We start from the raw sequence: 13,607 nt of genomic DNA on the forward strand, positions 1-13,607 counted from the left end.
GTGTGGGAGAGGGCTTGCTCGCGAAGGCGTCCTTTCAGACGCCACTGACACCAGGATCAGAAGTGGAACTTCACCAGGAAGCTCGTGGTGCTCTGATCGGTCTTGAAATACTGGCTGTCCTTGATCCCGTATTTGTCCGACCAATAGTCGTACTCGACACCCACATACAACTGCTTCTCGCCAATGCTCAGCGCTTTGCCCAGGTCGTATTTGATTTGTGGATTGAAGTGCAGGTTGGCGTGGTAATCGCCTTTGGAGTTGGAGTCGTTGTCGACCACCCAGTCCATGAAGCCGTCGATCAGGATGTTCGAGTCACCGACCGGAATCGTGTAGGACCAGACCGGGGTGATCTGCCAGACGTTGTCACCGGCGCGGGAACCTTCGGTGTGGCGCTGGTAGAAGTTCAGCTGGAAGTAGTCGAAGCCCGGGATTGCCAGGTCGAAGCCCGGACCGATCAGGTACGACTCGGTATCGCCTTCACCGAACTCGTAAGTCATGGCCAGCAGCACGTCGGTGACCGGACCGAAAGCCAGTTTCTGATCGAAGATCTTGCCGAACGACAGACGCGGGCTGATTTCGCCGTAGTAGGTGTTCGAACCCACACCGCCGTCATCCTTGCCGTTGTAGAAGATCTTGTCGACGAACAGGAAGTTGTCGCCGTACTTCCAGGCATCGGCGTGCTCGAAGGTGACGGTCTGCTGAATGCGCGGGTTGACCTGGAAGTCCTTGCCATAGAGGTAGGTCAGGCTGTTGTTCTGCCATTGCAGCAGGCCGTCGGCCATGGCCTGACCCCCTGCCAGCAGCGATCCCGCAAGCATCAGGCTGGTGCACATACGTTTCATTCGGTTGCTCCCAAAGTAGGTGTTCCACGTTTGTTTTTTTGAGTCGGCGCTCTGGTGTGGCGCCTTTTTTCGTTGCTGCAAAAGTCATCCATACGGTCAGCTTTAGTGCTGTTAGCAAGAGCTGAGCCAAGGCTTTTCGAAAAGCAAAAAAACGCCCGTCGGCTGCTGAAAAACAGTCGATTGAGCGTGTTTTCGGGATGCCTCGGTACCGACCGCGGCCGGGATAAGTTGGCTTTTCGGTCAGAAATTAAATTCGGGCTTTTTTTTAGACCGAATTCAGGAGGCCGCGGAGAATACTGACTCAACGGCCAGGCCTCAAGTGCCCCGCAACAGAGCACCGACGACAGGTAGGGGGCACGGTTGCGGGCCATCTTAGAAGTGCACCTTCACCAGCAGGCTGGCAGTGTTCTGATTGGTGTCGAAACTGTGGGTGCTTTCGACGCCGTATTTGTTTTTCCAGTAGCTGTATTCGGTGCCGACGTACACCTGCTTTTCACCCCAGCCGAGGGCTTTGCCCAGGTCGTATTTGATCTGCGGGTTGATGTGCAGGTTGGCGTGATAGGTACCGCGTGAGTTCTGATCGTTGTCGACCACCCAGTCCAGATAGCCGTCGATCAGCAGGTCGGAATTGCCCACGGGAATGCTGTAGGACCAGCCGGGGGTGATCTGCCAGACGCCATCGCCGGGGCGCGGGCCTTCGGTCTGGCGGCGATAGAAATTCAGGGTGAAATAGTTGAAGCCCGGCACCTTGAGGTCGAAGCCGGGGCCGATCAGATAGGCCTCGCTGTCGCCTTCGCCGTATTCGTAGGTCATGGCCAGCAGCACGTCCCTGATCGGGCCGAACTCCAGTCTCTTGTCGAAGATCTTGCCGAACGACAGGCGCGGGCTGAATTCGCCGTAGAACGCGTGGGGCCCTTTGTTTCGGTCTTCCTGGCCGTTGTAGAAGATCTTGTCGACGAACAGGAAGTTGTCGCCGTACTTCCACTTGTCGGCGTGCTCGAACGTAACCGTCTGCTGGATCGACGGGTTGATCGCGAAGTTCTTGCCGTACAGGTAGCTCAGGCTGTTGGTCTGCCACAGCAATAAATCGCCGGCCATGGCTTGCGATGCGGCCAGCAGGCCGCCGCTCAACAACACATTGGTTTGAGTCCGGATCATCTGTTGCTCCCTCTTGTTTTTATTGTTGAGGCAAAGCTGTCGCGAGGGGGCAGGCTTGGGCGAGCCCCCTTTTTTTACTCTTCGGATCAGTGCGAGTGTGCGTGGCAGTCGTTGATCGCGGCGCGTTCGGCACCGCCGAGGATGTTGAACAGCAGGTTCAGCGTCAGCGCGCTGAGGGTGGCCATGGCAATCCCGCTGTGGGTGATCGGGCTCATCCACAACGGCAGGTGGGCGAAGAATTCCGGACGCACCACCGGGATCAGGCCCATGCCGATGCTCACGGCTACCAGCAATTGGTTGCGACGGTCGCCGATGTCGGCCTCTTGCAGAATCTTGATGCCGGTGGCCGCGACCATGCCGAACATCGCAATCGCCGCGCCACCCAGCACCGCCGGTGGAATCGATGCCACCAGGAACGCCGCTTTCGGCAGCAGGCTCAGGACGATCAGCAAACCACCGGCAACGATGGTCACCGACCGGCAGCGCACGCCGGTCATCTGCACCAGACCGATGTTCTGCGCGAAGGAGGAGTGGGTGAAGGTGTTGAAGAAGCCGGCGAAGAACGACGCGCCGGCATCACACAGCAGGCCGCGGCGCAGCATGCGCGGGCAGACTTCCTGGCCGGTGATCTTGCCCAGTGCGAGGAACATCCCGGTGGACTCGACGAAGATGATCACCACCACCAGACACATCGACAGGATCGGTGCCAGTTCGAACTTCGGCAGGCCGAAATGCAGCGGGGTGACGAACTGAACCCACGGCGCGTTGGCCATGCCGCTCAGATCGACCATGCCGATGGCGCCGCAGAGCACGTAGCCCAGGCACATGCCGATCAGCACGGAGATGTTGACCCAGAAACCGCGCATGAAGCGGTGGATCAACAGAATGGTGGCCAGCACCAGTGCGGCGATGGCCAGGTAAATCGGTGAACCGAATTGTGCGGCGCCAGCGCCGCCACCGGCCCAGTTTACGGCCACGGGGAACAACGATAAACCGATCGAGGTGATGACCGTGCCGGTCACCAGGGGAGGGAAGAAGCGCACGACCTTGGACATGAACGGCGCGATGATCATGCCGAAGAACCCGGCGGCGATGGTGGCGCCGAAGATTCCCTGCAGACCGATGCCGGGCATGCCGGCCATGGCGACCATGCTGCCGACGGCGGCGAAACTGGCGCCCATCATCACCGGCATGCGTATGCCCATCGGGCCGATCCCCAGGGACTGCACGATGGTGGCGATGCCGGCGACCAGCAGGTCGGCGTTGATCAGGAAGGCGATTTCTTCACGACTCAGGCCAGCGGCCTGTCCAATGATCAGCGGTACCGCGATGGCGCCGCCGTACATCAGCAGTACATGTTGCAAACCGACCAGGATCAGTTGCAAAAGGGGCAAACGCTGAATGGCGGGTGCGTCGGGGATGCGCGCTTTGGACAGCTCGGACATGCAACACCTCGGATCTTTTTTATTCTTGTGATGAACAGCGGCCGGGTTGCTCACAGCTGTTCTTTTGCATCGGGTAAACCGCGTTGCGGCTAATCGCTGGCAAGCCAGCTCCCACACAGGCAGTGCAAAACCCTGTGGGAGCTGGCTTGCCAGCGATGCTTTTACTGCTCAGTTGGTCTGGGCTCCCTGGGCGATCCATGCACCGATCAGGTCACGTTCCTGTTGGGTCATCTGTGTGATGTTGCCCAGTGGCATGATCTGCGTGGTGATGGCTTGCGCCTGGATCCGCGCCGCGTTCTGGCGGATCTGCTCGGGGGTGTCGAACATCACACCGGCCGGTGCAGCGCTGAACAGCGGGCTGGTCGGTTTGGCCGAGTGGCAGACCGCGCAGCGTTCCTGGATCACGTTGTGCACCTTGTCGAACGCAGGGCCGGTGTTGGACGCCTGGGCCGGAGCGGCGGCCGGTGCAGCAGGGGCGGCTGGTTGCGCCGCTTCAGCCGGTTTTGCGCCACCACCCAGCGCCGTTTCCGGCAGTGGCTGGTACTCGATTTTTGCAGGCGCCTTGGCCACGTCCGGCGCGGTCGACATCGGCGCCGGGCCGGTGACGTACGCCAGACTGATCATGCCCACCGCTGCCACCGGCAGGGTCCAGGCAAACTTGTGGCTGTCGTGACGGGTGTTGAAGTAGTGACGCACCAACACCGCCAACACCGCAATCCCGGCCAGGATCAGCCAGTTGTACTGGCTGCCGTAGGTGCTCGGGAAGTGGTTGCTGATCATGATGAACAGCACCGGCAGGGTGAAGTAGTTGTTGTGACGCGAACGCAGCAGGCCTTTGGCCGGCAGCGCCGGATCCGGCGTGCGGTTCTCGGCGATCGCGGCAACCAGTGCGCGCTGCGCCGGCATGATGATGCGGAACACGTTGCCGACCATGATGGTGCCGATGATCGCGCCGACGTGCAGGTACGCACCACGACCGCTGAACACCTTGCTGAAGCCATACGCCGCGCCGATGATCAGCACGAACAGGATGAAGCCGAGCAGGGCCGGTTTCTTGCCGAGGGGCGAATCGCAGAGGAAGTCGTAGATGAACCAGCCGGCGATCAGCGAACCGATGCCGATGGCCACGCCTTCAGGGCCGGTCAGGCCGCTGCCGGGTGCCACGAGGTAAAGCACGGGGTTGGAGTAGAACACCACGCACAGCAGCGCGATCCCCGACATCCAGGTGAAGTAGGCTTCCCATTTGAACCAGTGCAGGTTCTCCGGCATCGACGGAGGGGCCAGTTTGTATTTTTCCAGGTGATAGATACCGCCGCCGTGGATCGCCCACAGATCACCGGCAAGACCGGTTTTCGGATTGACGCGGTTGAGGTTGTTCTCCAGCCAGACGAAGTAGAACGACGCGCCGATCCAGGCCACGCCAGTGATCATGTGAACCCAGCGCACGCTCAGGTTCAGCCATTCCAACAGATGTGCTTCCACAGTCTTTACCTCTCGCCTGTCACTCTTGTTGTCGAGTGATCAGACCTTCTCTTATTGGTGGGGGGCGAGGATCAAACGCTCATCCTCTTTGAAAAAATGCTCATCGCAGTTATTGCCTGTGCCACTGCGATCAACCACCAGGAAGTCATCCCGCTTTTCGATCGTCAGCACCGGGTGGTGCCAGACGCCGCGATGGTAATTGATGCCCTGCCTGCCGTTGGTGACGAAGGCGCGGACCAAGCCTGATACAGGTACATCGCCAAGTGGCGCGACCACGATCAGAAAGGGGTTGCCGAGCAGCGGAATAAAAGCCTGGCTGCCCAGCGGATGGCGTTCCAGCATGCTGACGGTCAGCGGCATGTCCTGCGCGTCGGCGCGGAAGATGCTGATGATCGCGTTGTCCTCAGGCGTCGCGGTTTCGACCGTCGCCAGTTTGTGGAAGCGCATGGTCGAACCGTTGTTGATCATGAAGTGATCGCTGCCGTCGGTTTCGATCACGTCACCGAAAGGGGCGAAGGCTTCTTTGGTCAGCGGTTCAATCGTCAGTGTGCGCATGCTGTTCTTCTTAATCTCTTGAAAATTGATCGTTCCCACGCTCTGCGTGGGAACGCTGCCATGGACGCTCCGCGTCCACTGTGACGCGGAGCGTCACGGTATGCATTCCCACGCAGACGGTTCGACGCCTCGACGTGGGAACGATCGGGTGTTACTTCGCGACCTTGCCCAGTACGCGCAGGCGGCTCACACCACCATCCGGGAACACGTTCAGACGGATGTGGGTGATCGGGCCCAGTGCCTTGATCTGCTCGACGAAGGTGTGTTCGGCGTGCATTTCCAGCTTCTGGCTTGGCAGCAGTTCACGCCAGAACAGCGACTGGGTTTCGATCTGGCTGTCGGTGCCGCCCTTGACGAACGCGCCCTGGATCGAGCAGGTGTCCGGGTAGTTGCCCTTGAAGTGCAGGGTGTCGACGATGATTTTTTCGATCTCGCCCGGGTGGCCCAGCGCGACGATCACCCAGTCATTGCCCGGTGTGCGACGACGTGCGGTTTCCCAGCCATCGCCCATGTTGATGCCACGGCCCGGGTTGAGGATGTTGCTCATGCGGCCGAAGTGTTCGTCGGAGCAGGCGAGGGCGCGGCCACCGTTGAGGGCTGCGGCCAGGTCGACTTGCTCGTTGTCGCCAACAGCCGACCAGTCGCGGAACGGAATGCCGTACACGCGCAGACGGGCCACGCCGCCATCCGGGTAGATGTTGAAGCGCAGGTGGCTGAACGCCTTGTCGTTGCTGATTTCGTGGTAGTGGTGGCTGTTGCCTTGCAGTTCGACGGCCGACAGCACTTCAGTCCACTGGGTGTTTTCGTCCGGCTCGCCCGACGCCAGGAAGCAGGCTTCCAGCGAGGCCGATGGCGGGTAGTTGCCGGTGAAGAATGAAGTGTCGATGTCCACGCCTTTGATCGAACCCGGTACGCCCAGGCGGATCACCGCGCTGTCGTAGCCTTCGAAGCGCTTGCGGCGCGATTCCCAGCCGTCCATCCACTTGCCGTTGTCATCGAACACGCCCTCCTTCCACACGGCCGGGGTCGGCTGAAACAGACGATTGGCGTCTGCGAACCAGTCATCGGTGACCGAGATGATTTTGGTGCCCAGACGGGCATCGGCCAGGTTGACGAACTTCTCGAAAGGTACGGCGTAAGCTTTCATTCTTCTTGTCTGCCTTTAAATAAGTGGCTTGGGATGCTTGCAGGGCCCTGGGAAACACAAGCGTTCTAGAGGTTTCTCGGGCCAGGCTCGCTAGAGAGTCAGTAATCGGAACAGGGCGATCTTGTTGATCTCCGCCAGCGCGCATTTGAACTCGGTGTCGACCGGGTTGTGAATGCGCGTTTCGAACGCCGCGAGGATCTGATGCCGGTTGCTGCCTTTTACCGCCATGATGAAGGGAAACTTGAACTTGGCCTTGTAGGCGTCGTTCAGCTCGGTGAAGCGCTGGAACTCTTCGGCCGTGCATTGGTGAATACCGGCGCCAGCCTGTTCATGGGTGCTGGCTTCGGTCAACTCGCCCTGGACGGCAGCTTTGCCGGCCAGGTCCGGGTGAGCGTTGATCAGTGCCAGCTGACTGGCGTGATCGGCGCTCAACAGGATGTCGCTCATGCGCTGGTGCAGGGTTTCGATCTGGTCGATCGATGCGTCCTGGCCCAGGTCGAAGGCCTTCTCGGCCACCCATGGCGAATGTTCGTAGATGTCGGCGAAGGCGTTGACGAAGGCGTCGCGGCTCAGGGTCGACGGTTTCAGGGTTTGAAAGGTGCTCATTTGGCAGCCCCTTGGTACGGGTGGGTTTCGTGCCAGTGGCGCGCGATGTCGACGCGGCGGCTGAACCACACCTGTTCATGACTTTTAGCGTATTCGATAAAGCGCTTGAGCGAAGCCAGACGCGCCGGACGGCCGATCAGACGGCAGTGCAGACCGATCGACAGCATCTTCGGCGCTTCGGCGCCTTCGGCATAAAGCACGTCGAACGCATCCTTGAGGTATTCGAAGAAATCGTCGCCCTTGTTGAAACCCTGGACCTGGGTGAAGCGCATGTCGTTGGTGTCCAGCGTGTACGGGATCACCAGGTGCGGCTTGCCGGTCGGGTTGTTCGGTTCCCAGTAGGGCAGGTCGTCGTCGTAGGTGTCGCAGTCGTAGAGGAAACCGCCTTCTTCCATCACCAGACGACGGGTGTTCGGCCCGGTGCGACCGGTGTACCAGCCCAGCGGGCGTTCGCCGGTGAGTTCGGTGAGGATGCGGATCGCTTCGAGCATGTGCTCGCGTTCCTGCGCCTCGTCCATGTACTGGTAGTCGATCCAGCGGTAACCGTGGCTGCAGATCTCGTGACCGGCCTCGACCATCGCACGGATCACGTCCGGGTGACGCTGGGCGGCCATGGCCACGGCGAAGATAGTCAGCGGAATGTCGAATTCCTTGAACAGTTTCAGGATCCGCCAGACGCCGGCACGGCTGCCATACTCGTAAAGCGATTCCATGCTCATGTTGCGCGCGCCTTGCAGAGGCTGGGCCGCGACCATCTCGGACAGAAAGGCTTCGGATTCTTTGTCGCCGTGCAGAATGTTGCGCTCGCCGCCTTCTTCGTAATTGAGTACGAACGACAGGGCGATCCGGGCATTGCCCGGCCAGTGTGGGTGAGGAGGGTTACTGCCGTAACCGATCAGGTCGCGTGGGTAGTCAGCGCTCACTGCAGTCTTCCTTCTTATTCGTTGACAGATTGTGTGGCGCCCTGAGGTTTGGATGGCAGGCTGGCGTCACAGCGATGGGCTGATTGTATACAACTTTATTCTCAATTTGTAAGCCTGAATTTTCGCATTTTTCACCGGCCGTCATCTTTTGCTGTTAATGGCGTGAACCTGCAAGAAACCTGCCTGACCAGTCAGCTAATGGATTGGGGGTTCAATGAATGCGAGGTCATGGGGCAAATCACCGGGAAATCGAAGGATGGCGGGGGTAGCAGCAAAAATGTCGTTTTTATTGTGTACAATTTTTTTGAAAAGTGTCTTAATCAATCGCTCGCCGCAGCTTTTCGTGCTCCGAAACGGTGCGGTCTCCTTTTCAACTGACTTCGGGAGGCGCGAAGTCTGACTGCTCCACGCAGGCAGGCGCGCAGAATCAATGGGACGTTTGACAACACACGTTTTGGACGCTGCACACGGTTGCCCGGGCAGCTCGATCAAGGTCGAGCTGTACCGCGTTGAAGGTTCGCACCTGGAATTGGTCGCCAGTGCGCTTACCAACAGCGATGGCCGGGTCGATGCGCCGCTGCTGCAAGGCGATGACTACCGTACCGGTGTCTATCAGGTTCAGTTCCACGCCGGCGATTACTACCGCGCCCGTGGCGTCCAGTTGCCGGAGCCGGCATTCCTGGACGTGGTGGTACTGCGGTTCGGCATTTCTGCCGAACAGGATCACTACCACGTACCGTTGCTGATCTCGCCCTACAGCTATTCCACCTATCGGGGCAGCTGACCCCCAAGCAGCTGCCCCCACCGGGAAGCGACTGCGCATATAGCTTCTTTGGTCTTTCGCCCGCTCACACTGCGGGCTTTTTTTATCCTCGGGTCTGTGAGGCATCAAAGCCTTGCGTAATCATCCCTGATGATGAAAAACGTATCCGGATAAGGGGCGAGCGTCTGCACGCCCCCTCTGAGCCAGACGACCTTGTTCGCCGGGTGAGCCGCTTCCACGGCTTGCGCGGCGTCCGGACCGACCTGATCGATCAGCCTGATATTCGCGGCATTCGGATCCTGATTAGCAGGCTGCTGAATCTGGCGTCCCCTGACGCGATGCAGGCTGAGGAAAAAGACGAAGTCATGCCCTGTCCGTGTGAACACAACGGCCGCAAAGCTTTGTGCAGGGCTCGGTTCGAAAACGCTGTAGCCGTTGCGCGTCAGAAGCCCCGCCGCAAAGCGTTTTATATCGACCGCCGACTGGCTCGGCATGAAGTATCTCCATTGCTCTGGAAACCGGGCCGGATCGAAGTCCAGGCGACGCAGACCGGCTTTCACGTTGGCAACGGGCAGCTCGACCTTCTGGTTGCCTTCCGTTATGGATCGCGGCAGTGAATCAAGCATCAACAACGGATCGACCAACTCCGGACGCGGGTTGACGGTGCCGGTTTTCCAGTCATTGAACGCTTGACGCAACAGCGTCAGACCGCTGCCTGTTGCCAGCTCGGAGCCATTGGCGAGTGTGAATTGCCGTTTGGCGACATTGTGCAGGGTGACGTCCGACAACTCGGGGAAATAGGTGGCGACGGTTTCTTTCATCGGCCGCTGAAATGGCAGGCTCGGATCGACTTCCCAATGCAGGGCAGGCGGAACACGAATGGCGCCGCGAGGTTGCTGCAGGAAGTCGGTGCGCAGTGTCCGATCCAGCGTGGCGTAGTCGTACATCAGGTGATACGGATGCTTGATGTAAACAATTGGATCGTTGTGTGCGGGGCCGCGGGGCAGGGTCCGGTATCGGGATCCGTTGATATTGATGTCGTCAGGTGAGCCCGGTTGGCCGATGACGCCCCAGGTCTTCCAGGGATCGATCAGCGCATCCAGCTCTGCGTCGGCAATCGCGCGGTTCGCGCTGGAGGGGTCAGTAGGTTGCTGTTCATCACCCGCAATACGAGGACGTTTGGGCGGTGTAGCGTGCGCTTCGTCAGCGGGTGCGGGAACGCGGGTGATAAAAAGTTGCGAAGCGTCGATGGTCGATGAACCGTTCGAGGCCACCGTGCGCCATTGCAGGGTGCCTGCCACCTGCTCGAGTCGGGGGCCGGAAGCCCAGAGTTCGTTCGACATTCGGGCTCTGATATTGCTTTGTAAATCCGCGCCGAGCAAAACCGTTCCGCCGTCGATCAGGTCGACGTAGGTATACGGCCCGGCCTTGCGAAATCCTGTCAGCGATTCGGGCTGGGGTAATCTGTCCACCAGGCGCGGTGGAAGAAAGTAACCGGCAATCGGGCGATCGTTTGTGACGCGAGCGATAGGGGTGCCGAGGGGCAGATCGGCGATCTGAAAGTGCGCAGGCGAGGAGGCGGACGGCAGATTGCCGGCTCCGGTGAGCGGATCGGTCGTCTGATCGAGGTGCGGCTGTTCGATGTGAGCCGCTTGCCTGACGGTGATTTCAGGCGACGTATCGCGGGCCCTCGGGATGCCTTGATCTGAAGTGGGCGGGGTTCTGGGGCGGATCGGTTTCTTCGGGCTCATGGATTGTTGTGCTCACGGGGTCCAGATGACGGGAGCGTTCAATGATCCTCAGGCCTGCACGTTGCCGTGCGGTACATATGTCTATCCGGTGACGCAGTTGATGCCGGACGTTTCCAGGTGAACAACTACCGCCACTTCACCCGGAAATGGCGGTCAGTCTGATCGCGGATCAGTGGCTGCTCAGCAGTGAAGCTGCACCAGCCCCCCCGAAGAGTCCGGCGCTGATGCGGTTGAACCAGCTCTGCCCCTTGCCGCTGCGCAGATAACGCGCCGCGCCATGGGCTCCGAGGCCGTAGGTCAACTTGCACAACAGGTCGAGTAGCGTCCAGGTGGCGATCATCACCAGCAGCTGCGGCAGGAATGGTTGCTCGGCGCTGAGGAACTGCGGCAGAAACGCGGCGAAAAACAAAATGTCTTTCGGATTGCTCGCGCCCAGCACGAAGGCCCGGCTGAACAATGCGCGGAACTTCGGAACCGGTGCAGCCTGAGGCACTTCGGCACCCACCGACGGCTGGCGCGATTGCTGCCAGCTCTGCCAGGCAAGGTAGAACAGGTAGATCGCACCGATGATTTTCAGGGCACTGAACAGTTTCTCGGACGCCAGCAACAGGGCGCCCAACCCCAGCGCCGAGGCGCTGAGCAGGCAGATCGAGGCGAACACGCCGCCAAGAAACGCCGGGTACGAACGACGCAGACCGTAGTTCAGACTGTTGTTGATCATCAGCAACGACAGCGGCCCCGGAATCAGGATCACCACCAGCGCAGCGCCGCTGAACAGCAGCCAGGTTTCCAGACTCATCACTTGCTCCTTTTTATCGTTATCAAGAATGTGCAAAAGCCCCACCCGATGGGGTGAGGCTGTTTTGAAGCGTGAACCGCGCAGCGCTTACAGGAAGATGAACTTGGCGATGAAGATCGCGCAGAGCACCCACAGGCTGACAGAGATCTCTTTGTATTTACCGGTACCGGCCTTCAGCGCGACATAAGTAATGAAGCCCAGCGCGATACCGTCGGCGACCGAGAAGGTCAGCGGCATCATGATCGCGGTGACAATCGCCGGAATGCTGTCGGTCGCTTCGTCCCATTCGATGTGTGCCATGCCGCCCATCATCAGCATCGCTACGTAAATCAGCGCGCCAGCGGTGGCATAGGCGGGAATCATGCCGGCCAGCGGTGCAAAGAACATCGCGGCTATAAATAGCACACCCACGGTGACTGCGGTAAGACCAGTCCGACCACCAGCGGCTACGCCGGCGGCACTTTCCACGTAGCTGGTGACGGGCGGAACGCCGACGACCGCGCCGAATACGCTGGAGGCGCTGTCGGCTTTCATGGCGCGGGACAGATTTTCGATACGGCCGTCAGGGTTCACCAGATTGGCGCGCTGTGCGACGCCCATCAAGGTGCCGGCGGTGTCGAACATGTGTACGAACAGGAAAGCCAGTACCACGCTGATCATGCTGACGTTGAACACGCCGGCGACATTCATGGCCATGAAGGTCGGCGCCAGGCTCGGCGGGGTGGACATTATCCCTTCATAGTGCACGATGCCCAGGCCCCAGCCTGCCAGGGTCACGGTGATGATGCTGATGAGGATTGCGCCGAACACTTTGTGATAACTGAGGATCGCGATCATCAGGAAGCAGATGGCTGCAAGCAGCGGGCCGGGTTCACGCAGCGAGCCGAGCTTGATCAGGGTGGCCGGGCTATCGACGACGATACCAGCGGTTTTCAGGCCGATCAGCCCGAGGAACAGGCCCACGCCGGCGCCCATCGCATAGCGCAGGCTGACCGGAATGCTGTTGAGCAGCCATTCGCGAATCCGCGAAAAGGTCAGGATCATGAACAGCACGCCCGAGACGAACACCGCACCGAGGGCCGTTTCCCAGTTGTAGCCCATAGTGCCGACGACGGTGTAGGTGAAGAACGCGTTGAGGCCCATGCCCGGCGCCAGGCCCACCGGCCAGTTGGCGTAGAGGCCCATCAGCAGGCAGCCCAGCGCGGCGGCGATACAGGTGGCGACGAAGGCTGCACCGTGATCGATCCCGGCATCGGCCATGATGTTCGGGTTGACGAAAATGATGTAGGCCATGGTGATGAAGGTTGTCAGACCGGCAATCAGCTCGGTCTTCACCGTGGTGCCATGCAAGCTGAGTTTGAAGATGCGCTCAAGCAGGCCAGTGCGTAACGGCGGCGAGAGTTCCAGCGTCGATGCTTCGGATTTGCGGCTTTCCACAGCGAGTACTCCTCAAGAGTTTTATTGTTATTTCCAGGACCGGACCCATGAGGGGGTGGCAGCGGTCCTTTGAGGCATACGCGAATTTGTTGACCATGCGGTCAGGAACTCGCACGCTGTGGATTATGCTTTTGTGTACAAATAAAGCAAATATTGTTTTTGGTTTTGTGGACGAAAGTTTTGTCGATAGCGATATATCGCCCGCAAGGTCCTCATCGCTGGCTTGCCAGCGATGAGGTCAGAATGGTCAGTCGAGAGCTGTCTGGTTTTTTCCCAACGCCAGATTCACCGCCAGCCAGCCGTCGACCGCCGTTTCGCCGGCTTCGGCAAAGACGCGTTCAAGCAATTTCACCTGTTCCCGACGCAGCGCCTGTTCAAATTTCGCGCCTTCAGCGGTCAGCTCCAGCAGGCGTTTACGTTTATCGGTCTCGGACGCCACGCTGTCCACCAGGTGCATTTCCTGCAATTGCCGCAACGGCATGTTCAGCGCCTGCTTGCTGACGCCGAGCAGCGCGAGCAACTCCTTGACGCTCAGGTTCGGATAGCGGGCAATGAAAAAAACGATGCGTTGATGCACGCGGGACAGGCCGCGACGTTCGAGCATTTCGTCGGCCTTGGCGGTGAACGCCTGATAACCGAAGAAGAAGGCTTCCATGGCCTTTTGTTGGCTGGCGCAGTTTTTAAGGTCAAGCATGTTGA

Annotated in this window: 13 protein-coding genes; 1 reads left to right on the plus strand and 12 read right to left on the minus strand. The window is 59.6% G+C overall.

Annotation, left to right across the window (positions count from 1 at the left end):
- Positions 1-56: 56 nt before the first annotated feature.
- The 8 genes from CAF77_RS27320 to puuE form a co-directional block, all read right to left on the minus strand.
- Entirely contained in the window at positions 57-842 is a 786-nt protein-coding gene (locus CAF77_RS27320; RefSeq protein WP_011333185.1) for an outer membrane protein OmpK, read from the minus strand.
- 372 nt (positions 843-1,214) lie between these two features.
- Positions 1,215-2,000: an outer membrane protein OmpK gene (locus CAF77_RS27325; RefSeq protein WP_085655724.1), complete on the minus strand. Its 786-nt coding sequence runs from the start codon at positions 1,998-2,000 to the stop codon at positions 1,215-1,217.
- A gap of 86 nt (positions 2,001-2,086) precedes the next feature.
- Positions 2,087-3,445, minus strand: a complete 1,359-nt coding sequence (locus CAF77_RS27330; protein ID WP_085655725.1) for a nucleobase:cation symporter-2 family protein — start codon at positions 3,443-3,445, stop codon at positions 2,087-2,089.
- Between the two features lie 168 nt (positions 3,446-3,613).
- Positions 3,614-4,927 (minus strand): urate hydroxylase PuuD, encoded by a 1,314-nt coding sequence (locus CAF77_RS27335; protein ID WP_085655726.1) that lies wholly within the window; start codon positions 4,925-4,927, stop codon positions 3,614-3,616.
- 51 nt (positions 4,928-4,978) lie between these two features.
- Positions 4,979-5,482 carry an ureidoglycolate lyase gene (locus CAF77_RS27340; protein WP_027613342.1) on the minus strand — a complete coding sequence of 168 codons (504 nt, stop codon included), beginning with the start codon at positions 5,480-5,482 and terminating at the stop codon, positions 4,979-4,981.
- 151 nt (positions 5,483-5,633) lie between these two features.
- Positions 5,634-6,629 (minus strand): allantoicase, encoded by a 996-nt coding sequence (alc, locus tag CAF77_RS27345; protein ID WP_047598963.1) that lies wholly within the window; start codon positions 6,627-6,629, stop codon positions 5,634-5,636.
- Between the two features lie 90 nt (positions 6,630-6,719).
- The gene (gene uraD, locus CAF77_RS27350) at positions 6,720-7,235 is read right to left on the minus strand and encodes a 2-oxo-4-hydroxy-4-carboxy-5-ureidoimidazoline decarboxylase (protein WP_064378711.1); all 516 of its coding nucleotides are present in this window, start codon (positions 7,233-7,235) and stop codon (positions 6,720-6,722) included.
- Complete coding sequence (gene puuE, locus CAF77_RS27355) at positions 7,232-8,158, minus strand: allantoinase PuuE (RefSeq protein WP_039769896.1); 927 nt, start codon at positions 8,156-8,158, stop codon at positions 7,232-7,234. Before puuE ends, uraD begins: the two co-directional genes overlap by 4 nt.
- A gap of 430 nt (positions 8,159-8,588) precedes the next feature.
- Here puuE and uraH point away from each other — a divergent pair, with 430 nt between their 5' ends.
- Positions 8,589-8,942: a hydroxyisourate hydrolase gene (gene uraH, locus CAF77_RS27360; protein ID WP_011333195.1), complete on the plus strand. Its 354-nt coding sequence runs from the start codon at positions 8,589-8,591 to the stop codon at positions 8,940-8,942.
- 104 nt (positions 8,943-9,046) lie between these two features.
- On the opposite strand, the gene CAF77_RS27365 is transcribed toward uraH, so the two are convergent.
- From CAF77_RS27365 to CAF77_RS27380, 4 genes are all read right to left on the minus strand, one after another.
- The gene (locus CAF77_RS27365) at positions 9,047-10,672 is read right to left on the minus strand and encodes a hypothetical protein (RefSeq protein ID WP_085655727.1); all 1,626 of its coding nucleotides are present in this window, start codon (positions 10,670-10,672) and stop codon (positions 9,047-9,049) included.
- Positions 10,673-10,841: 169 nt separating this feature from the next.
- Complete coding sequence (locus CAF77_RS27370) at positions 10,842-11,471, minus strand: LysE family translocator (protein WP_085655728.1); 630 nt, start codon at positions 11,469-11,471, stop codon at positions 10,842-10,844.
- Positions 11,472-11,558: 87 nt separating this feature from the next.
- On the minus strand, positions 11,559-12,908 hold the full coding sequence (locus CAF77_RS27375) for an NCS2 family permease (RefSeq protein ID WP_011333198.1): 1,350 nt from the start codon (positions 12,906-12,908) through the stop codon (positions 11,559-11,561).
- 247 nt (positions 12,909-13,155) lie between these two features.
- Positions 13,156-13,602 carry a MarR family winged helix-turn-helix transcriptional regulator gene (locus tag CAF77_RS27380; RefSeq protein ID WP_085655729.1) on the minus strand — a complete coding sequence of 149 codons (447 nt, stop codon included), beginning with the start codon at positions 13,600-13,602 and terminating at the stop codon, positions 13,156-13,158.
- Between the last annotated feature and the right edge of the window lie 5 nt (positions 13,603-13,607).

The organism is Pseudomonas sp. R15(2017), from assembly GCF_002112685.1.
In the GTDB taxonomy this organism is placed as follows: Bacteria; Pseudomonadota; Gammaproteobacteria; order Pseudomonadales; family Pseudomonadaceae; genus Aquipseudomonas; species Aquipseudomonas glycinae.